Raw genomic sequence first — 22,913 nt, forward strand, 5'->3', positions numbered from 1 at the left:
AGTAACCAGTCGGTTACCTCACCTACTCATCAACCCTATTTGACAAAGAGCCAAAAAAGAATATAGATTATTTTATCTCAATATAAGACCTATTAAGCATTTCGAACCATAACTTTATTTAAGTTCAACTACTTATGTCTTAAAATACTGATAAATCTATATTCTTATTAAAAAACAATGGAGATGAGGGGAGTCGAACCCCTGTCCAAATGTCTCGCCACCAAAGAATCTACGTCAATAGTTGCGTCTATTATTATTTAGCTCCCACATAGCCGACCAACAGGCATTTGTGTTTGCGAGTCTGCTTATCTCTTCTAAGGCTTACAGACGGAAAGACTTAGCGTATCCCACTAATTTGAGACCAGGAACTAACACATGGGCGATGCTAGGCTGATCTTAGCCAGCTGTTTTTAGGCAGCTAAAGCTAAATTGTTATTATTGTTTGCAGTTATATTTAACTGTAGCGTTGGTGAGGTAGTCGCTGCCTACCTGACGCATCCAAGGTTCGAACAACACCTGTCGAAACCATGACACCCCCAATTAAAGGTATAAATACATACTAGCATCTCCATGAGGAAATGTCAAAGAAGGTCAGTCAGCTTTTAGACGAATTATCTTGGACTTCCTACTTAAAGAGTTTGAGGTAATTTTTTGACGGCATTCAGTAAAATTGGCGTCACTAAAATTGAAAAGATCATCTCAGGTACACCATTCACTAACACAATACCTCCGAGCACCTGCCATAAGCTATCGAGATTGGCTCCACTAATTTGTGAATACTCTGCCTGTTTAAAGAGGCCAATTGCCCCTAAGACGAAAACTGTATTTAAGATTGAACCTAAGGCCCCTGCTATCATATAGCGCAAGCGATCTTGAATTTTATCTTGAGCTTGGTGGGCAAACCATCCAACAATCAAAGGCATAATCATCCGTGGTAAAAGTGAGACTAATGGTGAAGAAAAGACATAAACATACATGGGCGATGTTGGCATAACATAAGCACGAATCAAGGAGTTCAAGCCCCAAAATGCTCCGATAATAAAACCATCTTTAGTGCCTAACCATAAGGTCGCTACAATTACCGTTACATGAATAATAGTAATATTTAATGGGGGTATGGCTATATAGCCTAGAAAAGGTACCCAAGTTTGTAATAGGATAATAGCCATGAAGATACTTAAAATAACTAAGCGTTTAGTTTTCATAGCGTTTTGATTTTGTAATGCTGACACAAACATCCTCCTCATTTAATGAATGGAATGACCATTCTTAATGTAATTGTAAGTGGGTTCACAGAGTCTTTCATCAAGAGTTACCTCTAAATCATATTCATCAAAAAACCATTCGTCATCTTGTTCAATAAAGAAGAGGACCCCATTGGGCGCTTGATAAGTGACTAAAGGGTCTTCTGGCTGAACAGAATCAATGGCAATCCCAAAACCATTGTCAAAAGGGCTCGATCCATAAATTTTTGTTTTAAAGCGAACACCAGCACCTTGGCTAAATCCTATTTCTTCCTTAAACCAATCTGCAGCTTTATTTGTTACTGTTAGTTTCATATGCTTTGTTGCAATCAAATGCAACAACTCCCTCCTCTATAAACTGAATCTATCATATAGCAATTTTTTTATCTGAGCGAGTTTTTTGCTTAATCCACCAAATTATGTTGGAAAGCATATATCGTCGCTTGTGTGCGATCATCCACTTCTAATTTTGATAGGATATTAGAAACGTGGGTTTTTACCGTCTTTAAAGTGATAAACAACTCTTCTGCAATCGCTTGATTGGAATACCCTCTAGCAATCAATCCTAAGACTTCACGCTCACGATTGGTCAAATCATCATGCAGATGGACTTGCCTTTCTTCGGTTTCGCGATTTAGCATCTTTTGCGTAACTTCATCCTGCATCACGCTCTTACCTTGGTAGGTTGAGCGAATAGCCTCGGCGATTTCTTTAGCTGATGAAGTTTTTAGGATATATGATTGAGCTCCTGCTTCAATAGCTGGATATACTTTTTCGTCATCTAAGAAAGATGTCACGATAATAATTTTAGCTTCGGGCCACTCTTGCATAATTTTTTGCGTAGCTTCAATTCCGTCCATGGTATCCATGACTAAGTCCATCAAAATAACATCCGGTCGTAAATCCAGGGCACGATGATAACCTACTAAGCCATTATTAGCTTCTCCCACCACTTCCATATCTTCTTGAATACTTAGATAAGACGAAACACCTAGCCTGACCATTTCGTGGTCATCAACTAATAATACTTTTATCATACACTGACTCCTTTGTTTTATAATTTTATTTTTTAAGTTTATAAGGCAACTTAATATCGACAACCGTTCCCTGCCCTGGAGAAGAAATTATCGAAACCGCCCCTCCCATCCCCTTCACTCTTTCTTGGATATTGGTTAAACCATAAGAGCCTGACTTTTTCGATTGAACAGGATCAAAGCCACGTCCATCATCAACAATGCGAATATTTATCATATCCATTGTTTCTCTTAGATAAACATCTAATTTATTTGCTCGAGCATGCCGCATAGTATTCGACACCGCTTCTTGAATAATCCGAAAGAGATGGTCTTCGATTCCCGTTTCTAATCTAGGATCATCTAATTCCCAAGTCAGTTCTAGAGGTATTTTGGCTTGTAGTTCTAATAGCAAATTATTAATTCCTTGTTGCAGTGATTTTCCTTGTAAGTCAACCGGTCGTAAATGTAAGAGCAAGGCTCGCATTTCAGTTTGAGCATTTCCAATGACCGATTCAATTTTTTCAAGCTTAGCACTTAATTTAGGGTTTTCCTCTTCAGGATAGGATTCAGTAATAGCTGACAACATCATCATAGCAGCAAATAATTGTTGGGATACCGAATCATGAAGTTCACGTGCTATGCGACTACGCTCATGTTCGATAATTTCTTCCTTAGTCTCTTCACCGACAAAGACCGGAGCAGCTGTAAATTCTTGTAAGTCTTCAGTCAAATCAACCAAGCGATTGCGCAGGCGGTTAATATCTTGGGCCAAGCTATAATCTTGTGTATAGAGACTGGATTTACGGTTGGTTTTATTGAAGATCGGATGGTGATATTTGCCTAACAATAACCAATTGATTTTTGCTCGAATCAGTTCATAAGAATCATTTAGTGAAAAGGTAAGATATAAACTATAGATGACTGAGAAGGCAATAATAATAGCTACTACCCAGATAAATAATCGAACGTCCCAGATCTTAATTATAAAAAGGTCTTCAATATTAAAAGCTGGTAGTTGCCATGCACAAAGACCAACCACAAAAAAACAGATCAGCAATGTAATAATTAATTGATTGAGTAAGATACGAATCCATAACCGTAAATTCATAAAATAATCACCTCAACATCTCCTATAAAGCTTGAAATAATAACATTTAATTTGCGGTTAGCTTGTTGATAATCGGGACTACGCCATTTAAAGTTTTCCAATGTTAATACATAGTCTTGAGATTCAAATAAAACATTGCCACTAATTAAAGATATATTCATTTTCAAGCCAATATCCCTCGGAATGATTAAACGAACACGGCCAAACATTTTTCGAATGACTACCGTATGCTCACCTGCTGGAATGAGGGTATTCCCTAAATCAATAATGGAATTTCCACCAAAATATACAAGATTAATATCATCCCACTCATATGAAGTCTTGGTTCCTTCTTCTCGCATATCAAAAAGAGAGCGATATTCTAAGATTGTTCGCTGCTGGTCTTGTGGTTGAAGCAGTTTAATCCCGTAATAACTCTCAGACTCTTTAGGGGCTGGATGTAAAACACTCTCCGAAAGATTACCCATTTCATGTATATGCTCTTTTTTAAAGACAATTAAAGCGAAAAAGATGGTTAAAAGAAATAGCCAGAATGATTTGGTTAAAACAATCGTCATAATAACCAAAATCAAACCCAATCCTAAAATCAATCGGTTCAACCAATAGCGCTCTATATAAAGGCTCAAACTGATGAGCAAAAATCCTCCTGCAAACATTCCAAGAAAATGCCAATCTGTAAGTAATTCTAATATAATTAAAAAGATACAAAGAATCATCGTGAGAAAAATACGTTTGCGAAAGAAGTCTTTCATTGGAATACCTCCCTTCTGTTAAGTCATTGCTATTATTGCATAAAAGATAAACTGAAAAAAGATAATACTTTGCTTATCTTCCATCTATTATAGCAAACAAATCCTAGAAAAAGGCATAAAAAAAGACCCCCAAAAGGAGTCTAACTGTTGGATAAATTATGCCTTAGCCACCTTAGTAATTTCCACATCAAATGAGCCGCCCGGTGTTTCAATAGTTACTTTATCACCCACTTTATGTCCTAATAGAGCTTTGGCCATTGGCGAATCGTTAGAAATCTTATATTCCATTGGGTCTGCTTCAGCAGAGCCAACAATGGTATATGCTTCTTCAGGACCATCAGGCAATTCGTTAAAAGTCACGGTACGACCCAATGTTACTTCATTAGCCGCAACATTTTTATCATCAATAATTTCAGCAAAGCGCATCATATTTTCTAATGTTGAAATACGTCCTTCAACGAAAGCTTGTTCATCTTTTGCTGATTCATATTCTGAGTTTTCAGAAAGATCACCAAAAGACCGGGCTACTTTAATGCGTTCAATAATTTCAGCTCGTTTATTTACTTTTAAATCTTCTAATTCAGCTTCAATTTTTTTCTTACCTTCTAGGGTCATTGGATATGTTTTATCTGCCATCTGTTAATACTCCTTCAAATTAATTAATAATTGTGTTAATTTTAGTAACTAATAAATCTATGGCCACATGATTATGGCCGCCTTCCGGGACAATAATATCTGCATAGCGTTTAGTTGGCTCAGTAAATTGATGATGCATCGGCTTGACAACTGTTTCGTACTGTTCAAGAACAGATTCTACAGAACGTCCTCTTTTAATGACATCGCGTTTAATTCTTCTAGAAAGGCGAATATCATCTTCCGTATCGACATATATTTTAATATCACATAAGTCACGAATCATTTTATCTTCAAAAATTAAAATCCCTTCTAAGATTAGCACGTCACGTGAAGCTTCTCTACGTGTTTCAAGTGAACGCGTGTGGTTCACAAAATCATAAATAGGGACTTCAATTGTTTCACCTCTTATAAAAGCTTGGATATGTTCAAAAAATAAATCATTGTCAAAAGCAAAGGGATGGTCGTAATTCGTCTTTAATCTTTCCTCAAATGTCAGATGGCTTTGGTCTTTATAATAATTATCTTGTGCTAAGACCAAAACGGACATCTCAGTAAACTGTTCTAATATTCGCTTGCTAACACTTGATTTACCAGAACCTGATCCACCAGTGACACCGATGATGATGGGTCTATCCCCCATTACTTCACTCCCTTAATTGACAAATACATAAAGAAAGCAACCACCCAATAAGAGGTGATTACTTGCTTTCTATTGAACTTGCTCAAAACTATACTTAAGAAAATAACATATAAATTAGCTGAATGCAAGCCATTTCATATTATTTCTTTTTTAGTATTCAAATGCTTGTTAAAAGTTTCATTTGTTGTTCTTGCTATTCTTCTTCTAATTCTGCATTTTCTTGACTCGCTTCTTTTTTTGCTTCATCAAAGAATGGTTGAACGTATTGTTCTACTAAGGCACTATGCTCAGCTTCTGTTGCAGAATAATAGATTTTGCCTGTATTCATATCTGCGACAAAGTAATAGTTATCTGAATAAGTTGGATATATAGTCGCCATAATCGATGATAGAGAAGGACTATTAATCGGTCCTACTGGCAACCCGCTATGTTGATACGTATTATAAGGCGAATCTACTTCTAAATCTTCATAAGTAACCAGCTCTTTATGCTTGCCAAGTGCATAAATAACCGTAATATCACTTTGTAGAGCCATTTCAATGTTTAGACGGTTGAAGAAAACTCCTGCAACTAAGGCGCGATCTTCATCAGTCGATGCTTCTCGTTCAACAACCGAAGCCAGACTCAACAACTGGTGATAGTTTAACCAAGTATTGCTAAGGTCTTCTTGCAATTTCTGAAATTCAATATTAGCTTTTCCAACCATATTAATGATTAAATCATCAGCCGTCATGCCAGCAATATAATCATAAGTAGCTGGGAAAAGATAACCTTCTAAACGATATTTTAATCCTTCAATCTCAGATAGTGGTTGAATCAAGCTTGGAAAACGCCTTAACAAGTCTTCAAACAGCTCTTCACTTTGAACGCGATCAATAAAAGTATCAGCTTCAATTGGTGTTTGTTCAGCCACTACTTGTGCAATATCAGTTATTTGCATGCCTTCCACAACAGTCAGTGTGGTATCAATATCTTCTTGGATTGGTTCGCCACCTTCCTTTAAAGTTGCAATCAACTCTTCTGCATTCATATTAGGCTTTAATTGATAATAGCCTGCTTGAAAGTCACTAGCTCCTTTAAATTTCATAAACAAATTAAAAATTTGACTATTGTTAACCAGTTTTTCATCTTCTAAAATTTGTGCAATATCACTAGAAGTCGACCCGATGGGAATCGTCACTTCGATTGCCTCAGAACTATTGGCATCCACCGGCCCTAAATCTTTATCCAGTTTCCAATAAATGAATAAGGTGCCTACTACGATAATAATCAAAAATATCCAAAGAATGATTTTAATTACTCGATTGGTCCAAAGTAATTCTTTAACATGCATGGTTTCATTTACTTTTGCATCTTCTTGTATTCTATTCCAATCTATCTTCATACTTCCTCCTAATAGCCTAATGTTGTAAGCATTATAGCAAATAACACAGTAAATAACTATCCTGACCTAATTAATGAATGATTAAATTAATGTTTCAAGCTTCATGATTTTATAAGAGAAAAAGCTCCTGCCGATTTCATCAATCGGAAAGAGCTTAGCTTTCTTAACTATTCTTCTTCATCTGCCAAAAATGTATTTAATACTTCGTCAATCATGTTCCATTCTTCTTCAGTTTCGATCGCTTGTAAATCACCAGAAGTCCCATCTGGATTTTCTTTATAGGAGTAAGCTTGAATTTCTACTTCTTCTTCTTCATTTGCTCCAGCTGGATAAATAAGGACATAGGATTTATTATAGTCTTGTGAATCAAAGGTGAATAGAATTTCATATAACGATTCGTTGCCTTCTTCATCGACAACAGTAATGTAGTCAATTTCTTTTTCTGCGTGTTCATGATTATGTTCTTCTACCATCTTAACACCCCTATTTCTTATAATCTAAGTAATTTTGTAAAATCATCACTGCCGCTAATTTATCAATTACTTTTTTGCGTTTTTTACGTGAGACATTCCCTTCTTCAATCAGCATCCGTTCTGCTTGAGAAGTAGTCAATCGCTCATCTTGATAAATAATTTGACAGTCTGGGACAATTTTATGCAGTTTTTCACCAAATTTTTGGGAAGCCTCTGCTCTTGGTCCTAATGTATTGTTCATATTTTTTGGTAAGCCAATAATGACTTTATCTACTTTATACTCTTCGATGAGTTCTTGAAGACGTTGATAACCAAAGTTATCCGATTCTTCATCAATCGGTATAGTTTCGATTCCTTGGGCTGTCCAACCCATTAAGTCACTAATAGCAACCCCTACCGTTTTAGAACCCACATCTAAGCCCATGCTGCGATTTCCAATTGGCATGAACTAAGACTCCTTCTTAGTTAGATAATACTTGACTAATTTTTCGACAATTTCATCGCGTTCATGACGACGAATGAGGTTACGCGCATCATTGTGACGTGGAATATAAGCCGGGTCACCTGATAAGAGATAGCCCACAATTTGATTGACTGGATCATACCCCTTCTCCTCCAATGCGCGATAGACAATCTCTAAGCTCTCGCGAACTGTATGTTGGTTTAAATCATCTAACTTAAAGAGTATTGTTTCATCTAATGATTGCATAGATGTATTCACCGAACCTTTCTTAATCTCATCAACTTAATACATCCCTAGTTGATTTGTTAGCTATTATCTCCAGTTTACCATAAATCCCTATAAAAAGGCTCTTATTGTGCTTTATTTATAGCTTTTTCACTATTAAAATTGTGTTTCAGGCTAGATCAGTCTATTCTCAATCTCTTGCGGCACTGCTTCTAACAACTGAGGAATAGCCGCTGGATTTTTACCCCCTGCTTGCGCCATAGTCAAACGACCTCCTCCACCACCTTTAATATGTTTTGCTAATGGTTTTATTAAATCTCCCGCATTAATGCCCTTAGCCACTGTTTCTTGATCGACTAAAACTAACAGATTAGCTTTTCCCTCATGAGAAGTGGCTAAAACAAGGATATTAGAAGCAGCTTTTTCTCGCCATGTATCGCCTAAAGATCTTAAAGAATCCATATTTTGATTGTCTACGCTGGCTGCAATAAAGCTAATGTCTTTAACTGTTTGAACATCATCAAAGATTTCATCTGAAGCTTCCTGCATTAAGCGTGCAGTCAAGGAGTCGATTTCAGATTGCTGTACTTTAAGATCCTGTTGTAACTGTTCAATCTTGCTTAGCAGTTGATCACTTTGGCTAACTTTCAATTGATTTTGAACTTCTTTTAGTAGCGATTCGTTCTTTTGATAGTTGGCGATAGCTGCTTGACCTGTTAAGGCTTCAATGCGGCGCAATCCTGCTCCTATACCACTTTCAGCCATTAATTTAAAGGTTCCAATCTCATTAGTATTGTTAACGTGAGTTCCTCCACACAATTCGATGGATTCATTGCCTACATTAACTACGCGAACAATTGACCCATATTTTTCACCAAAGAGTGCCATGGCTCCCATTGCTTTTGCTTCATCAATTGGCATTTCACTTATGTCAACATTAATAGCATTTTCAACCATAAAGTTTACATAGGATTCCACTTGTTTAAGTTCTTCGGCTGACATTTTACCAAAATGTGAAAAGTCAAAACGTAAGCGATCTGGCCCCACATACGATCCTTTTTGATTAGCGTGGTCCCCTAAAACTTCTTTTAAGGCCTTATGTAATAAGTGAGTAGCTGTATGGTTTTGATTGGTCCTCATTCTGGCTTGACGGTCAACTGTCAAAGTATAAGACTGTTCACGATTTAACGGCATTTCCAATGTTTTCACCTTATGCATAAATTGACCATGAGGACTCTTTTGAACATCTAGGACCTCTGCCAGCATTTGATCGCCATCAAAAATCCCTCCTAAATCGGCTACTTGTCCCCCCATTTCGGCATAAAAAGGTGAGCGGTTAAAGAATACAATCCCTTCACTATTAGCTGGTAATTGGTCCACTTCTTGGTCATCGACGACAATATATTTCAATGTCGCATCTGAACTTAATTGTTCATAACCCACAAAATCAAAATCATAGTCAATAGCTTGTAGAGTTGTCGATTGGATCGCCATCGATCCTTCATCTGTACGTGCGGCACGGGCTCTTTCTCTTTGTTCTTCCATGGCTGTCTCAAAACCTTCAATGTCTACTGTTAGCCCTTCTTCATCAGCCATTTCTTGCGTCAATTCAAGTGGGAAACCGAAGGTGTCATATAAATGAAAAGCCCTGTCTCCATTAATAACCGTTTGGCCTGCTTGACGAACCGCATTGATCACTTGATGAAGTTGGACTTCGCCTTCTTCAATTGTTTCATGGAAACGTTGTTCTTCTTTTAAAAGTACTTCTTTAACAAAGTTTTCTTTTTCGATGAGCTCTTTATAAGGATCACCCATCATAGCCACAATAATTGGCACTAAATCTGAAATAAACAGATGATTAATTCCTAATTTACGACCATGCATAACTGCACGACGGATTAAGCGTCTTAAGATATAGCCGCGTCCTTCGTTAGAAGGTAAAGCTCCATCAGCAATAGCAAAGGATACCGCACGGATATGATCAGCAATAACTTTAAAAGAGGTATCTGTTTTTACATCATCACCATAATTGACAGTTGTCAATCTACCAATTGCTTCAATGATCGGCATAAATAAATCTGTTTCGAAATTTGTCGGAACATCTTGCATGACCGAGGCCATCCGTTCTAAGCCCATACCTGTATCAACGTTCTTGTTAGGCAAGGGTTGGTAGCTTCCATCTGGCATATGATTGTATTGTGAGAATACTAGATTCCAAATTTCTAAGTAACGTTCATTTTCTCCTCCTGGGTACATTTCAGGGTCATCAGCTGAAAGGTTTTGATAATTTTCCCCTCGGTCGTAGAAGATCTCTGAATCGGGACCACATGGTCCGGCACCAATATCCCAAAAATTATCAGCCACAGCCACAATATGATCTTCATCTAAACCACATTTTTCTATCCAAATCTGCTTAGTTTCTTCATCTTCGGGATAATAGGTAACATATAGGCGGTTGGGATCAAAATCCAACCATTTTTCTGAAGTTAAAAATTCCCACGCCCATTGAATGGCTTCTTCTTTAAAGTAATCCCCTATGGACCAGTTACCTAGCATTTCAAATAAAGTATGGTGTCGTGCAGTCACACCAACGTTTTCAATATCGTTGGTACGAATACACTTTTGAACATTGGCAATCTTGGGATTGTCAGGAACTTCAGTTCCATCCATGTATTTCTTCAAAGCAGCAACCCCTGAGTTAATCCATAACAGCGTTGGATCGTTAATTGGAATGAGGTTAGCTGAGGGAACGATTTGATGATTTTTCTCTGCAAAAAAATCTAAAAACATCTGACGTATTTCTTTACTCTTTAATGGTTTCATGCCGCATTCTCCTTCAATAAAAATAAAGAGTCATTATATGCAAGGGCGCTTAACCACGGTACCACCTTGCTTATAATAACTCTTGGTTATCTTCTTAAGTGACTGTTAACGCCAGCAAAACGCCAATCTTTCGAATGGTCCGTATGAGGGAGCATCAATGTCTTGATTACTTGCACCAAATGTAATCTCTCTAGAATGACCTGACATGTCCTCTACCTTTAGTAATATAGCAATTTTTATAAAAAAGGTCAATCCTGAATAAAAAAATCTTGCCAGTTAGTATATAATCATTAATAGAAAGTTTTTCATTGAAAAGTAGGTGATCGTACGATAAATTCTTTAGTAAAAGCCTAGGCATCCATAACACCTTTAGAAAATCAAGGAATTGAAGAAAGATAGAAGTTGTAACAAGTTATATAATTAATCTTGAGGACCAGTTATTAAATTAAAATTAGCTAAATAATATTTATAAAAGGTGGTGAAACTTATGAATAAAGATAATCACAAGAAAGATTTAAAAATTGAAAACATTTTGAAAATCTTTCCAATTATAGGCATGATTGGCGTAATCATAATTATATCCGTCTTGCTATCAGGCTTGCCTAAGTCTAATCCACTTTTTTCGATTGGATTGTCCTTAGGGTTAGCTTTACTTTTTATTTCAACAGTAGTGTATATTGCCACATGGCTGATGGAAATAAATTTAGCTTATAGTAGAAAACAATATTCTCTGATGGCCATCTTGATAATCGTCGGCATCCTTTCTGTTTTATTTGAAATTATAATCAATAGATAATGCGATTGAAGTTTTAATTATCAAAACCCCCTAAAGAAACATTCTTTAGGAGGTTTTGCTAGTTACTATTAAAATCACACAAAGAAAGCTTTATTACTATACAAAATCTTCCGGCTTGAGTCCTTCCATGCCAATCATGGGATCGACTTGCCAGATGGTTTGGTCATTTAAGACAAAGCTTGCTTTTGACATTTTGCTTTCTGCTACTTGAGTAACACTTGCTGTATCATCCTCTTGCTTTTTGCTTTTTGTCAGCTCTCGCTTCTTTGCTTGCTCAGTCAAGTTTAATTGTAAGTATTCAGCTAATTTGGTTTTGCGTTCTATTTGAACTTGTGAAACCGCCTTATTAAAACTTTGAGGGTTCCCTACCATGACTAAGGATTTGACCGCCCTTGTCACAGCAGTATAGATGATGTCCCTTCTTAACATGCGTGAATAGCGATCAACCAATGGTAAGATGACTAAGTCATATTCTGATCCTTGTGCCTTATGAATGGAACAACAATAAGCCAGAGTCAGCTGATCCAGTTCATTTTTTCGATAATGGATTTCATTGTCATCAAAATCAACAATCACTTCTTCCACATTATTTGAACTTTCTTTTGCCGTTAAGATAGCAGTTATCTTGCCAATATCCCCATTGTAAACACCCTCTTCTGTATTATTTACCAGTTGAAGAACCTTGTCTCCTATACGGTAGACTTGGTCAAAATGTTTTATCTCACGTTTTTTTGAACTAGCAGGATTCAACATTTCTTGCATCAAGTCATTGATCTGATTGATGCCACCTGGTCCCTTATACATAGGGGCTAGGACTTGTAGCGTTTGGCTATTAAAGCCTTTTTTAATTGCTGCTGCTACAATCTGTCCAACCACATCACTGACTTGCTGAGCAGAGCAAGGGATAAATGAACGGTCATTATGCTTGGCTAAAAAATCCTCTGGCAGATAGCCTTGACGTATATGGTGAGCTAAATGAACGATGGATGAATCATCGGACTGACGATAAATTTTGGATAGCGAAACAGTTGGAATCAGACCCGAATCAATCATATCTGAAAAAACTTTACCTGGTCCTACTGAGGGCAGTTGGTCCTTATCCCCGACAAAGACTACTTGCATTTCATAGGGAATGGCTTGTAGCAACCAATTCATTAACCACACATCAACCATTGACATTTCGTCGATAATTAAAAGGCTGCCATCAATTATCATCGGTTCAAAGTCTCTTAGCGTCGACTCACGATTATAACCAATTAAGCGGTGAATGGTAGAAGCTGGCAAATGAGAAGTTTCTTGCATCCGTTTAGCCGCCCTGCCTGTCGGAGCCGCCAAACGGATTGGAGAATCAAAATTATCCTCATTTAGATCGGCCAGATCATAGCCATGTAAGATAGCATGTAAATAAATGAGTCCTTGTACCAAGGTTGTTTTTCCGGTTCCTGGACCTCCTGTAATAATAGAGAGAGGGGATTGAATGGCTAATTTTAATGCCTGCTGTTGCTCTTGATCATAGTCAATTTTAATTAAGGCCATAACATCCTCAATGGCTTGATCAATCTCTTCTGCTTCAAATCGCTTAACTTGTTCAGCCATCAGATAGTCGTGAATCTTTTTACTACTTCCGTACTCTGCGTAGAAAATTGAGGGAATGACAAGATCTTCTCCTAGCACTAACAGCTGGTCTTGAATAATTGCAAGATCCAACCCCTTGGTCAATAAATCATCCTCAATCAAAAAGGGGCGACTTTTTTCTAGGAGGTCGCGTGCAGTTCTCAACGAATCCGGTATCGGTACATAGGTATCTCCTTGATCGGTAGAAATTTGTGCCACCGCCATGGTAATAGCTGAAGCAATTCGTTCAGCGGCGTCGGGTTGAATGCCTAATTGTTCTGCTAACTTATCGGCCTTAGTGAATCCGATTCCTTCAATCTCTATTACTAATTGATAGGGATTTTCTTTTATTTGTTCCAGTGTATTCGATTGGAATTTCTTATAGATTCTATCTGCTAAATTAGGACCAAAGCCCCATTCACTTAACTGCATAAAAATACGTTCTGTTCCTTGAAATTTTAAAAGACTGGCCCTTAATTGATTGGCAACTTTAGCTGTTAAACCACTCACTTTGTCTAAAGCATTGGGATCATCAAGGATTTGATCAATTGCCGTTTCCCCTAATGACTCTACGATTTTTGTGGCTGTTTTAGGACCTACTCCTTTGAAACGATTGCTGGACAAATAATCAATTAAGCCCCTGCGTGAAGTCGGCATCAATTGCTGGTAGCGAGTGACTGAAAATTGCTGTCCAAAACGTGGGTGGTGGACTAATTTTCCAAAAAATTGATAGGGCGTATCGTAATGGATCGTAGTAAATTGACCCGTAATAACCAATTCTTCGTCTACCAAGAGACTCGTTTGATCTAAATCTACACTAATGCGCAAGACCTTATAAAAATTTTGGTCATTTTCGAAGATGGTACTTTCCACGCTACCTACTATTAATTCTTCCATCCACTCTCACCTCACTTGTATGTCTTATTATATCAATCTTTTTTATTAAGAACTAGAGCTTGCCATTCAAAGCTTGCCTAAGACTCTTAATATGTCCATAAAAAAATCACCCTAAATGCTCAGGGTGACTTACATTTAAATATATTGCCGCATTTGATTATCTTTATAGGCCGCATCAATAATGCCACCTCCTAGACACTCTTGGTCTTGGTAGAAAACTACCGCTTGTCCAGGCGTAATGGCTCGTGCTGGTTCATCAAAAACCACTCGTGCTTTTTTCCCTTGGTCATAAATCGTCACTTCTGCTGGAACATCTTCTTGACGGTAACGAAATTTAATAGTGCATCTAAAAGTCCGATCACTCTTATCACCATCTGTAAAAGAAAGATCCGAAGCTTCTAAGTAATCAGCATATAAATGCGGATGGTGGAAGCCTTGGCCTACATAAAGTGTTTGAGTAGCCATGTCCTTGCCAATCACAAACCAAGGCTCATTGGAGCCATTCGATCCAGTAGATCCGCCTATACCTAAACCATGTCTTTGCCCAATTGTATAGTACATCAATCCCATATGGTCGCCTTTCACTTCACCATCTAAAGTTTTCATTTTACCCGGTTGGTTGGGTAAATAATTAGATAGAAATTGGTTAAAATCTCTCTCTCCAATAAAACATACCCCAGTAGAATCTTTCTTCTTAGCGGTTGCTAAGCCTGCTTCTGCAGCAATTTCACGCACTTGTGTTTTTTCCAAGTGTCCAAGTGGGAATAAAGCTTTTTGTAATTGCTGTTGAGATAATTGATTAAGGAAATAAGTCTGGTCTTTCCTTTGATCCGATGCACGCAACAAATGAACCTGTCCTTTGTCATCTCTTGCTGCTTGGGCATAATGACCCATGGCAATATAATCCGCCCCTAATTCGGTGGCATAATCTAAGAAGGCCTTGAATTTGACTTCTTTATTACACATAACATCCGGATTGGGTGTTCGTCCCTTGCGATATTCACTTAAAAAATATTCAAAAACGCGATCCCAATATTCTTTTTCAAAATTAACTGAATAATAGGGAATACCAATTTGTTCAGCGACTAAGGCAACATCTTCATAATCTTTGGTAGCCGTACAAACACCATTTTCATCCGTATCATCCCAGTTCTTCATGAACAGACCGACCACGTCATAGCCTTCTTCCTTTAGTAATAAGGCGGCTACCGAAGAATCGACACCTCCTGACATACCTATCACTACTCGCGTTTGTGCTTTATCTTTTGTTGGAGTCATTGGGTCTTCCTTTCTTTTAATATTTATATAAAGATTAAAAACGAACTCACCTTGAATGGAAAGTCCGTTTAGATACATTCAAAACTATTTTCTATTTTACTTCAACTAGAACGTTTCGGTCAACAAATCCGTCGAAAATGAAATTTATTTTTTCAATTACCATCTCGTTGTTGGCCAGGCTGAACACATTAACCGCCTGCAAACCGTTAGAATTTACGGTTGAAATTTTTAACCCATTTAAATCAGCATTAACAGTTACCTTTAAAACTAAACCTGTACGATGTGTCGAATCTAATTCTCGTTTGTATAAGTAGTTACCTCCACGTGTTTCATTGAAGCCATTATCTCTTAAAGTATAAGGTCTACATTCTGGACTGACTTCAAAAGTTCGATTGAATCCTAATAATTTTGCTTCTGGTGTAAATGCCATTGTTCTACTCCTTACTATTTATTTATTTTTATAATTGCTTCAATTAATTGATCAATCTCATTTTTAGTCGTATAACGACCAAATGAAATTCGAACACTCTCTTGCCAACGCGCTGGGTTATCTGGGTAATAAGCAGTTAGAATGCGACTGGGTTTTACTGAACCGGCTGAACAAGCGGATCCTGCTGAAAGATAAATGTCTTGCATGTCCATTTGAATAATCAACTGGCTAGCTAATTTTCCTTTAAACCAAATACTGTGTATGCGGTTATTATGATGATTAAGATCACCATTTCTTTGATAGTTAATGCTCGCTTCATCTAATCGTTGAAAAAAATATGCTGTTAGTTCTTTAAAATTTCCTTGTAGTTCTTCATACCCCTGATACATCAACTCCAAGGCCTCCACCATACCTAAAATATAAGGAAGGTTTTCAGTTCCTGAACGCTTAGTATATTCTTGATCACCACCTAATAATAAAGGATCTAAGGTCATTTCTTTGTTCCAAGCCTGATAGACCAGAAAACCAATTCCTTTTGGTGCATAAAATTTATGACCTGACCCGTTGAAAGAGCTACAAGGGAAATTTTGTGGGTTAATCGGTTGATAACCAACAGCTTGAGTGGCATCAACATGGAACCAATAGCCCTTTTGCTTAGCATATTGACCTAGGTCTTGGATAGGAAGTTGAGAACCCACTTCATTATTTACTGCCATAGCTGTCCAACCGATGGTCGTTTCTTTACTGGCTTCAATAAATTGCTGTAGTGTGAATTGTTGGTTAGAGTCCGGCTGAATTCGGCTCACTTCAAACCCTCTGTTTTCTAAATCAAGAAGAACCTTATCCACTGCTGAATGTTCAATTGTTGTGGTAACAATATGATTACCTAGACCTAAATCACGTGCTCGAACAGCTTGTGATCGCAGTGCCCAATTGATGGCCTCTGTTGCACCGGAAGTGAAGTACAAATCAGCGTTTTCATCTAATTTTAACAACTCTTTTAAGCGTCGACGCGCTAAGGTCAACTTATTTTTACTTGCCTTTCCTAGCTTATATGTAGCAGAAGGATTTCCAAAAGATTCTGCTAAAGCATGAGAAATTCGTGCTTGAACACGGAGGTCGACTGGGGTTGTCGCTGCATAATCAAAATATATCATTGCCTCACCTTTTCATTCCTAATACAACTATTATAACGTATTTTAATGATTTTGAAAGTGTTTACTTATAGAAATAAAAGGCGTATATTAATCAAAAAGAGCCTTTTGTGGTAAACTATACACATTATAAGGAGGTTTCCTAATGCAACAACCTTTAGCTTATCGCATGCGGCCGCAGCACATTGATCAAATCTTGGGACAAACTCACCTTGTAGGATCTGGCAAAATTATCCGTCGAATGGTTGAGGCCAAACGTCTTTCTTCTATGATTCTATATGGTCCACCAGGTACCGGAAAAACTTCGATTGCTGCTGCTATTGCTGGTACTACGGAATATGCTTTTCGTCATTTAAATGCAGCAACTGATGCAAAAAAAGATTTAGAAGTTGTCGTCACTGAAGCCAAAATGTCAGGTACCTTGATATTACTATTAGATGAAATTCACCGTTTGAACAAGCTTAAGCAAGACTACTTGTTGCCTCATTTAGAAAACGGACGGATTATTTTAATAGGTGCGACTACTGAGAATCCTTACATTTCGATTAATCCTGCCATTCGCTCACGTACTCAAATTTTTGAAGTCAAACCTCTATCCAGTCAAGAGATTCAAGAGGGGTTACAAAGAGCGATTAAGGATGTTGATCATGGCTTGGGCAAGTATCCAGTTGAAATTACCAAAGACACCCTTGAACATTTTTCATCTGTAACAAATGGCGACATTCGTTCAGCCCTCAACGCATTAGAGTTGGCCGTTCTTTCTACAGCTGAAAACGATCAGGGTAAGATTGTAATCACGCCAGAAATTGCTGAAGAATGTTTACAGCGTAAACGATTAAGCCATGACAAAGATGGTGACAATCACTATGATGTCATCTCTGCTTTTCAAAAGTCAATCAGAGGATCAGATGTGGATGCGGCTATGTATTACTTAGCTATTCTTTTAGAAGCTGGTGAATTAGTCATCGTTTGCCGACGTTTGTTAGTTATTGCCTATGAAGATATTGGTTTTGGCAATCCGCAAGCTACTCAACGAACAGTAGCAGCTGTTGAAGCTGCTGAAAAGTTGGGCCTACCAGAAGCACGCATACCTTTGGCTTTCGCTGTGGCAGATTTAGCCTTAAGTCCTAAATCCAACACCTCCTACCGTGCCATTAATGCGGCCCTGGCGGATATTGAAGCTGGACACACAGGCCCAGTACCAGACAGCTTAAAAGATGGACATTATGCGGGAGCAAAAAAATTAGGTCGCTCCATCGGCTATCAAAACCCTCACGATTATCCCAATCATTTTATCCGTCAACAATATCTTCCCGATCCCCTTAAAAATAAGCAATACTTCAAAGCCGAACCAACAGGAAAATACGAAGCTGCTATTAACCAATACTATCAAGAAATAAAAAAACAGCAGAATTAGCTTTACATGAAGGTTTAGTTATGAGTTTCGATTTTTCTTTCTCAATACAATAAGCTACTAACGACTAATATTGTAAATGCTTTCATTTTTTCAAACAAAACTATTGCAATTCAATCTCATCGTGTTATACTAGGTACATAGGAAATATATCTGATGTGTTCGAGAGATAGTCAATGTGTTGACCGAACATTTTACATTAGGGATTCTTCAATCGAATACCTATGACAAGCCATCGCATGTGGAAGTCAGAAGCATTTCGTGAGAACCCCACCTGATTGCTAGCGGGTTCAACCTAGCTTTATTGAATCGGCACGATTCGGATATATTTTGAGAGCTGGCAATTGCCAGCTCTTTTTTAATGAATCTTTAGATAGAATTGAGGTTAATAATGCTACAAGCTTTGCTCTATGCCTTCCCATCGATATTAGTGATTTTGGCCCTCTATATTTTTTACTTCCGACATTCCTTACTAAAATTGCTCAAGCTACAAGACCTTAGGATTTTCAATCTAATCGCACTAACCTTTTTTTTATTAGCTATTTTAGGCTTTATCTTAATCTATTTACAATTAAAAATTTGGAGTCTTGTCTGGCTAGTCCTTGTTTTGATTTTGATTACCATGGTCTCTGTGCTCATCTACTTTACTCTTAGGTCGCATTAACTCATTCAAATTAAAAGCCCTTCAAAGCTAATAACTTTGAAGGGCTTCGTTTATTTACGTAAGATAACGACTTCTTCTGCTTGGTCTACTTCATTTAATTTGACTGCCACTTTTTCTTCGCTGGATGTCGGGATATTTTTACCGACGAAATCAGCGCGAATTGGGAGTTCACGGTGACCTCTATCCACCAGTATTGCCAATTGAATTTTGGCTGGACGATCTGACGATAGAATCGCATCCAGTCCTGCTCGAATGGTTCGACCTGTATATAAAACATCATCCACCATAATCACAACTTTATCACGCATTGAGTGAGAAAAGTGAGGGGGTTGAACAACAGGTGCTTCATTTTTAAACTTGTGGGTCAAATCATCACGGTAAAAAGAAATATCTAACTCTTCTAGCTCTACTTGAATAGCTTCAATTTGCGAAATTTTTTCAGCTAAACGATGGGCTAAATATATGCCTCTTGTTTTAATTCCTACTAATACTAATTCTTGGACGTTCGGATTCCGTTCGACAATTTCGTGGGCCATTCTCTTTAGAGTTCTATTGATCGCTTGCTCATCTATAATAATATTTTCAGCCATTCATGTGTCTCCTTCAGTTTGGTATCTCTAGACTTCTTTATTTTCTTCCCTTAATAATATACCAAAAGAACGTCATTCTCAAATGAGAATAACGTTCAAACCAACTTATCTTAATGATTATTTTTGATTTTTAAGACGCTCAACGTCACGAGCAATCGCAATTTCTTCGTTAGTAGGAATGTTGATAACTGTTACCGTAGAATCATCTGTAGAAACGATGGCTTCTTGGCGTGTGTTATTACGCTCTTCGTCAATCTTAACACCCATATAACCAAAGTTTCTCATAGTGATTTCACGTGTTTCTTTAGAGTTTTCACCGATACCGGCAGTAAAGACAATCACATCTACACCATTCATCACTGCTACATATTGTCCAATGTATTTAATAATACGATTGAAGAAAATATCTAGAGCTAGTTGTGCACGTTCGTTTCCTGCTTCTGCAGCTTCTTCCACATCACGCATATCGGATGAGACACCTGAAATACCGAGTAAACCAGATTTTTTATTGAAGATAGTTACCATCTCTTCAATGCTTTCAATACCTTCCTTTTGCATGATGAATGGAATTGCAGATGCATCGATATCACCGACACGTGTTCCCATTGTTAAGCCAGCTAGTGGAGTGAAGCCCATTGAAGTATCAACAGATTTCCCTTTCTCCACAGCAGTAATTGAAGCTCCGTTCCCTAAATGACAAGTAATAATTTTAAGGTCTTCAATGGGCTTACCTACGATTTCAGCTGCACGGTGGGCCACAAATTGGTGACTTGTCCCATGAGCTCCATATTTACGAACGGAGTAATTTTCATAGTATTCGTACGGAATGCTGTATAAATAATTTTCAGCCGGCATTGAAGTATGGAAAGAAGTATCAAAGACTGCTGCCATGGTAGCATGTGGTAATTTTTCTTGGAAAACACGAATTACGACTGCTTCCGCAGGGTTATGTAAGGGGGCGAAATCTCCCAATTCTTCAATGTTTTTGATAACTTGCTCATCTACTAGAGTAGACTCCTTGAAGAGTTCTCCACCAGCTACTACACGGTGTCCGACACCGGTAATTTCTTCAAAGTTTGTGATAACTCCTAAGTCTAGAAGTTTAGTTAGTAATAAATCCACTGCACGAGCATGATCTGCAATATCTTCGACTATTTGAAACTTTTGATCTTCACCATTAGCGTCCGTATATTTAATTTCTAATTTTGAATCGCTTAATCCAATACGTTCAACTAATCCTTTAGAAACCACTGTTTCTTCAGGCATCTCTATGATTTGGAATTTCAAACTTGAAGAACCCGCATTAATCGCCATTGTTTTAGACATTTACAATTTCCCCATTTCTTTGTTAGTTCATATAGGTCTAGTATATCATGTTTATCCTTACACCGTAAACACTGATTCAAAATTTTGTGAAGTTTTTAATAAAGTTTGCTCTGTCCTTCGAAAGTTTAATAATTATTAACTTACTGATAATAATAAAGAATTAATGAATTAAAAAACTTTTTTGGCGCTTTCTATTGATCCCTATCATGCTCTGACTATTTTTAGGATAGCCAATACTTTATTGTGCTTGAGGGTCAAAGTGATGAGTTTTATTAAGATTAAACTCATATAATCAAGGTCTCAACTTGCCCATCACAACAATTACTCATCAACACCCATTTTTCGACTTTGTTACCCGCTAAATAGCATAATTATACCTTAAATTTTCCGTCATTTTACATACAGGCTGGGTGGCTTTTTCACTGGCTGATGGTCCATATAAAAGTGTTCTGAACAATAGTTAAAATATATTTTTCTTCAGTTGTTCCCACCTTTAGAATTTGTCTCTTTTTCATTAACACCATTCAAAGACTCTTTATCATACCTTAACTCTCTTTATCCGATGGTATTTATATTTTCTTTAACTTTTTACAAAAGTTTTGCTAATTGTACCATCAGGATTTTCTATGATAACTAAATGACCTATTTCTCCCTTATCATTTTGGCTAGGTTGAATAGAATATTCAACTTTCTCAATGGCTTTGTCATGTAAAATATATTCAATCGAAACCAATTCTCCATCTCCATTTTTTAAAGTCATAGTTGTTCCTATGATGTTTCCTTCTTTATCTTTAAATGCTGACTGTTCAATAGTAGGGACTTTTTCATTTTTTATAAAGGTTTCTTTTTTCAACCCCTCTGCATTCGTAATTATAATTAAATAACCTCGATCCCCGTTTTCGTCTTTATCATAAGTGATTTTAACATCTGGGGCTATTTCTTGTTTGCCAATCAAAATATGTTCGTTCAATAAAACTCGCTCTGCATCATCTTTAACTAAAACAGTGTATCCTATAATACTTCCTTGATTATCCTTAAAAGGGATTTTTTCGATGGTTGGAACTTTTTTGTTTTCCACAAAAACTTCTTCAAAGTCACCATCTGGTTTATAAATAATCACTTTATGACCCGTTCCCTCAGCAATAATTTTAAGCTCAGGTTCTTTGCCATCGGGATCATTTAAAATATGGTGAGTGGCGATCAACTTTTCTTGGCTATCTTTGATGACAAATGTTTTGCCAATAATTTGTTCTTGAAAATCCTTCAAATCTTTAGTTTCAACAACTGGTTGCTCATTTTCAAGATTACTTGACTTGTTTTCTAAAAATATCTTCTCTTCTTCCCCGGTCGGCTTTAAAATATTGACCGTGTATCCATACACACCCTCTCTTTCTGATTGATTCACATTAACTTTTACTGATTTCCCATTGTTATCATTCAAAATGTTCTGACTTAAAATGATATTTCCTTCATTATCTTCAATAATAATGGTCTTACCTATATCATTGCCCTCTCCATCTTTGATTGGCTTTTTATAAATAATCGGTGATTCTCCATAAAGTATGTTTTCCATAACTTCTATCCTCCTCAAGAAACTATAAAGCTATTAAGCTCAATCATTTTTATATAAATAATCATATATCTTTCTGTCTTTAAAAACAACTCGCCCATTTAAAAACTCTCTTCATCCATTTAAGAATGAAGAGAGTCCTATTTAAAGATCTTACACTAGCGTCTTAGCCTACAGTTTATTGATTCTCACTTAGGCGTTTTTTTAATTCTGCTACAGAAATTCCTAAGCCCATTGCCAGCAAAGTAAGACCCATTGCTACATATTCTCCTTCATCAGAACCAGTATTAGGCAGTAAAATCCCTGACTTATTGACAGTTACTTCTTCACCCTTAGGAGTAGTCTGGTCTAAATCTGGTGTTGGATCTGGATCTGGTGTTGGATCTGGATCTGGCGTTGGATCTGGATCTGGCGTT

22 protein-coding genes and 2 other RNA genes are annotated in these 22,913 nt (G+C 37.2%); 3 read left to right on the forward strand and 21 right to left on the reverse strand.

Going from position 1 to position 22,913, the window contains the following annotated elements; genetic code table 11:
• Positions 1-175 precede the first annotated feature (175 nt).
• From ssrA to alaS, 13 genes are all read right to left on the reverse strand, one after another.
• Positions 176-538, reverse strand: a transfer-messenger RNA (tmRNA) gene (ssrA, locus tag ACQV2O_RS07245).
• 91 nt (positions 539-629) lie between these two features.
• Positions 630-1,232 (reverse strand): ECF transporter S component, encoded by a 603-nt coding sequence (locus ACQV2O_RS07250; protein ID WP_428874244.1) that lies wholly within the window; start codon positions 1,230-1,232, stop codon positions 630-632.
• Positions 1,233-1,247: 15 nt separating this feature from the next.
• Entirely contained in the window at positions 1,248-1,583 is a 336-nt protein-coding gene (locus ACQV2O_RS07255) for a HesB/YadR/YfhF family protein (protein WP_428874245.1), read from the reverse strand.
• Positions 1,584-1,648: 65 nt separating this feature from the next.
• Positions 1,649-2,281: a response regulator gene (locus tag ACQV2O_RS07260; protein ID WP_428874246.1), complete on the reverse strand. Its 633-nt coding sequence runs from the start codon at positions 2,279-2,281 to the stop codon at positions 1,649-1,651.
• Between the two features lie 25 nt (positions 2,282-2,306).
• The gene (locus ACQV2O_RS07265; RefSeq protein WP_428874247.1) at positions 2,307-3,368 is read right to left on the reverse strand and encodes a sensor histidine kinase; all 1,062 of its coding nucleotides are present in this window, start codon (positions 3,366-3,368) and stop codon (positions 2,307-2,309) included.
• Entirely contained in the window at positions 3,365-4,120 is a 756-nt protein-coding gene (gene liaF, locus ACQV2O_RS07270) for a cell wall-active antibiotics response protein LiaF (RefSeq protein WP_428875419.1), read from the reverse strand. The genes ACQV2O_RS07265 and liaF overlap by 4 nt, the downstream gene beginning before the upstream one ends.
• A 156-nt stretch (positions 4,121-4,276) precedes the next feature.
• Positions 4,277-4,756 carry a transcription elongation factor GreA gene (gene greA / locus ACQV2O_RS07275; RefSeq protein WP_428874250.1) on the reverse strand — a complete coding sequence of 160 codons (480 nt, stop codon included), beginning with the start codon at positions 4,754-4,756 and terminating at the stop codon, positions 4,277-4,279.
• Between the two features lie 19 nt (positions 4,757-4,775).
• Complete coding sequence (udk, locus tag ACQV2O_RS07280) at positions 4,776-5,396, reverse strand: uridine kinase (protein ID WP_428875420.1); 621 nt, start codon at positions 5,394-5,396, stop codon at positions 4,776-4,778.
• A gap of 193 nt (positions 5,397-5,589) precedes the next feature.
• Positions 5,590-6,780 (reverse strand): endolytic transglycosylase MltG, encoded by a 1,191-nt coding sequence (mltG, locus tag ACQV2O_RS07285; protein ID WP_428874252.1) that lies wholly within the window; start codon positions 6,778-6,780, stop codon positions 5,590-5,592.
• Between the two features lie 167 nt (positions 6,781-6,947).
• Positions 6,948-7,253, reverse strand: coding sequence for a DUF1292 domain-containing protein (locus tag ACQV2O_RS07290; protein WP_428874253.1), 306 nt, complete (start codon positions 7,251-7,253; stop codon positions 6,948-6,950).
• Positions 7,254-7,263: 10 nt separating this feature from the next.
• Positions 7,264-7,698 (reverse strand): Holliday junction resolvase RuvX, encoded by a 435-nt coding sequence (gene ruvX / locus ACQV2O_RS07295; protein ID WP_428874254.1) that lies wholly within the window; start codon positions 7,696-7,698, stop codon positions 7,264-7,266.
• Between the two features lie 3 nt (positions 7,699-7,701).
• Entirely contained in the window at positions 7,702-7,962 is a 261-nt protein-coding gene (locus ACQV2O_RS07300; protein ID WP_428874262.1) for an IreB family regulatory phosphoprotein, read from the reverse strand.
• Positions 7,963-8,115: 153 nt separating this feature from the next.
• Positions 8,116-10,764, reverse strand: a complete 2,649-nt coding sequence (alaS, locus tag ACQV2O_RS07305) for an alanine--tRNA ligase (RefSeq protein ID WP_428875422.1) — start codon at positions 10,762-10,764, stop codon at positions 8,116-8,118.
• Positions 10,765-11,251: 487 nt separating this feature from the next.
• Between alaS and ACQV2O_RS07310 the strand changes: the two genes are divergently transcribed.
• The gene (locus tag ACQV2O_RS07310; protein ID WP_428874256.1) at positions 11,252-11,560 is read left to right on the forward strand and encodes a hypothetical protein; all 309 of its coding nucleotides are present in this window, start codon (positions 11,252-11,254) and stop codon (positions 11,558-11,560) included.
• Positions 11,561-11,656: 96 nt separating this feature from the next.
• Here ACQV2O_RS07310 and recD2 read toward each other — a convergent pair whose 3' ends face one another.
• The 4 genes from recD2 to ACQV2O_RS07330 all read right to left on the reverse strand — a co-directional run bounded on the left by recD2 (position 11,657) and on the right by ACQV2O_RS07330 (position 16,936).
• Positions 11,657-14,071, reverse strand: a complete 2,415-nt coding sequence (recD2, locus tag ACQV2O_RS07315) for an SF1B family DNA helicase RecD2 (RefSeq protein WP_428874257.1) — start codon at positions 14,069-14,071, stop codon at positions 11,657-11,659.
• 135 nt (positions 14,072-14,206) lie between these two features.
• On the reverse strand, positions 14,207-15,349 hold the full coding sequence (gene mnmA / locus ACQV2O_RS07320; protein ID WP_428875423.1) for a tRNA 2-thiouridine(34) synthase MnmA: 1,143 nt from the start codon (positions 15,347-15,349) through the stop codon (positions 14,207-14,209).
• 91 nt (positions 15,350-15,440) lie between these two features.
• The gene (locus ACQV2O_RS07325; protein WP_428874259.1) at positions 15,441-15,779 is read right to left on the reverse strand and encodes a cysteine desulfurase; all 339 of its coding nucleotides are present in this window, start codon (positions 15,777-15,779) and stop codon (positions 15,441-15,443) included.
• Positions 15,780-15,793: 14 nt separating this feature from the next.
• Positions 15,794-16,936, reverse strand: coding sequence for a cysteine desulfurase family protein (locus tag ACQV2O_RS07330; RefSeq protein ID WP_428875424.1), 1,143 nt, complete (start codon positions 16,934-16,936; stop codon positions 15,794-15,796).
• A gap of 142 nt (positions 16,937-17,078) precedes the next feature.
• Here ACQV2O_RS07330 and ACQV2O_RS07335 point away from each other — a divergent pair, with 142 nt between their 5' ends.
• Entirely contained in the window at positions 17,079-18,350 is a 1,272-nt protein-coding gene (locus ACQV2O_RS07335; RefSeq protein ID WP_428875425.1) for a replication-associated recombination protein A, read from the forward strand.
• A 144-nt stretch (positions 18,351-18,494) separates the two neighbouring features.
• A non-coding RNA gene (gene ssrS / locus ACQV2O_RS07340) (6S RNA) lies at positions 18,495-18,677 on the forward strand.
• A 384-nt stretch (positions 18,678-19,061) separates the two neighbouring features.
• On the opposite strand, the gene pyrR is transcribed toward ssrS, so the two are convergent.
• From pyrR to ACQV2O_RS07360, 4 genes are all read right to left on the reverse strand, one after another.
• On the reverse strand, positions 19,062-19,601 hold the full coding sequence (gene pyrR / locus ACQV2O_RS07345) for a bifunctional pyr operon transcriptional regulator/uracil phosphoribosyltransferase PyrR (protein ID WP_428874395.1): 540 nt from the start codon (positions 19,599-19,601) through the stop codon (positions 19,062-19,064).
• Positions 19,602-19,718: 117 nt separating this feature from the next.
• Positions 19,719-20,927 carry an acetate kinase gene (locus ACQV2O_RS07350; RefSeq protein WP_428874397.1) on the reverse strand — a complete coding sequence of 403 codons (1,209 nt, stop codon included), beginning with the start codon at positions 20,925-20,927 and terminating at the stop codon, positions 19,719-19,721.
• Between the two features lie 580 nt (positions 20,928-21,507).
• On the reverse strand, positions 21,508-22,500 hold the full coding sequence (locus ACQV2O_RS07355) for a hypothetical protein (protein WP_428875426.1): 993 nt from the start codon (positions 22,498-22,500) through the stop codon (positions 21,508-21,510).
• A 175-nt stretch (positions 22,501-22,675) separates the two neighbouring features.
• Positions 22,676-22,913: LPXTG cell wall anchor domain-containing protein (locus ACQV2O_RS07360; protein ID WP_428875427.1), on the reverse strand; the 238-nt coding region annotated here is incomplete at its 5' end.

The sequence above is a fragment of the Facklamia sp. P13055 genome (assembly GCF_050409445.1).
Classification (GTDB): Bacteria; Bacillota; Bacilli; order Lactobacillales; family Aerococcaceae; genus Facklamia.

What these genes read in the sequence shown, in the direction of transcription:
- ACQV2O_RS07310 (WP_428874256.1), top strand. Translation starts at nt 11,252, where the DNA reads ATGAATAAAGATAATCACAAGAAAGATTTAAAAATTGAAAACATTTTG.
- ACQV2O_RS07330 (WP_428875424.1), bottom strand. Translation starts at nt 16,936, where the DNA reads ATGATATATTTTGATTATGCAGCGACAACCCCAGTCGACCTCCGTGTT.
- alaS (WP_428875422.1), bottom strand. Translation starts at nt 10,764, where the DNA reads ATGAAACCATTAAAGAGTAAAGAAATACGTCAGATGTTTTTAGATTTT.
- ACQV2O_RS07325 (WP_428874259.1), bottom strand. Translation starts at nt 15,779, where the DNA reads ATGGCATTTACACCAGAAGCAAAATTATTAGGATTCAATCGAACTTTT.
- mltG (WP_428874252.1), bottom strand. Translation starts at nt 6,780, where the DNA reads ATGAAGATAGATTGGAATAGAATACAAGAAGATGCAAAAGTAAATGAA.
- greA (WP_428874250.1), bottom strand. Translation starts at nt 4,756, where the DNA reads ATGGCAGATAAAACATATCCAATGACCCTAGAAGGTAAGAAAAAAATT.
- ACQV2O_RS07260 (WP_428874246.1), bottom strand. Translation starts at nt 2,281, where the DNA reads ATGATAAAAGTATTATTAGTTGATGACCACGAAATGGTCAGGCTAGGT.
- ACQV2O_RS07350 (WP_428874397.1), bottom strand. Translation starts at nt 20,927, where the DNA reads ATGTCTAAAACAATGGCGATTAATGCGGGTTCTTCAAGTTTGAAATTC.
- ACQV2O_RS07265 (WP_428874247.1), bottom strand. Translation starts at nt 3,368, where the DNA reads ATGAATTTACGGTTATGGATTCGTATCTTACTCAATCAATTAATTATT.
- ACQV2O_RS07335 (WP_428875425.1), top strand. Translation starts at nt 17,079, where the DNA reads ATGCAACAACCTTTAGCTTATCGCATGCGGCCGCAGCACATTGATCAA.
- pyrR (WP_428874395.1), bottom strand. Translation starts at nt 19,601, where the DNA reads ATGGCTGAAAATATTATTATAGATGAGCAAGCGATCAATAGAACTCTA.
- ACQV2O_RS07300 (WP_428874262.1), bottom strand. Translation starts at nt 7,962, where the DNA reads ATGCAATCATTAGATGAAACAATACTCTTTAAGTTAGATGATTTAAAC.
- ACQV2O_RS07355 (WP_428875426.1), bottom strand. Translation starts at nt 22,500, where the DNA reads ATGGAAAACATACTTTATGGAGAATCACCGATTATTTATAAAAAGCCA.
- udk (WP_428875420.1), bottom strand. Translation starts at nt 5,396, where the DNA reads ATGGGGGATAGACCCATCATCATCGGTGTCACTGGTGGATCAGGTTCT.
- mnmA (WP_428875423.1), bottom strand. Translation starts at nt 15,349, where the DNA reads ATGACTCCAACAAAAGATAAAGCACAAACGCGAGTAGTGATAGGTATG.
- recD2 (WP_428874257.1), bottom strand. Translation starts at nt 14,071, where the DNA reads ATGGAAGAATTAATAGTAGGTAGCGTGGAAAGTACCATCTTCGAAAAT.
- ruvX (WP_428874254.1), bottom strand. Translation starts at nt 7,698, where the DNA reads ATGCCAATTGGAAATCGCAGCATGGGCTTAGATGTGGGTTCTAAAACG.
- ACQV2O_RS07290 (WP_428874253.1), bottom strand. Translation starts at nt 7,253, where the DNA reads ATGGTAGAAGAACATAATCATGAACACGCAGAAAAAGAAATTGACTAC.
- liaF (WP_428875419.1), bottom strand. Translation starts at nt 4,120, where the DNA reads ATGAAAGACTTCTTTCGCAAACGTATTTTTCTCACGATGATTCTTTGT.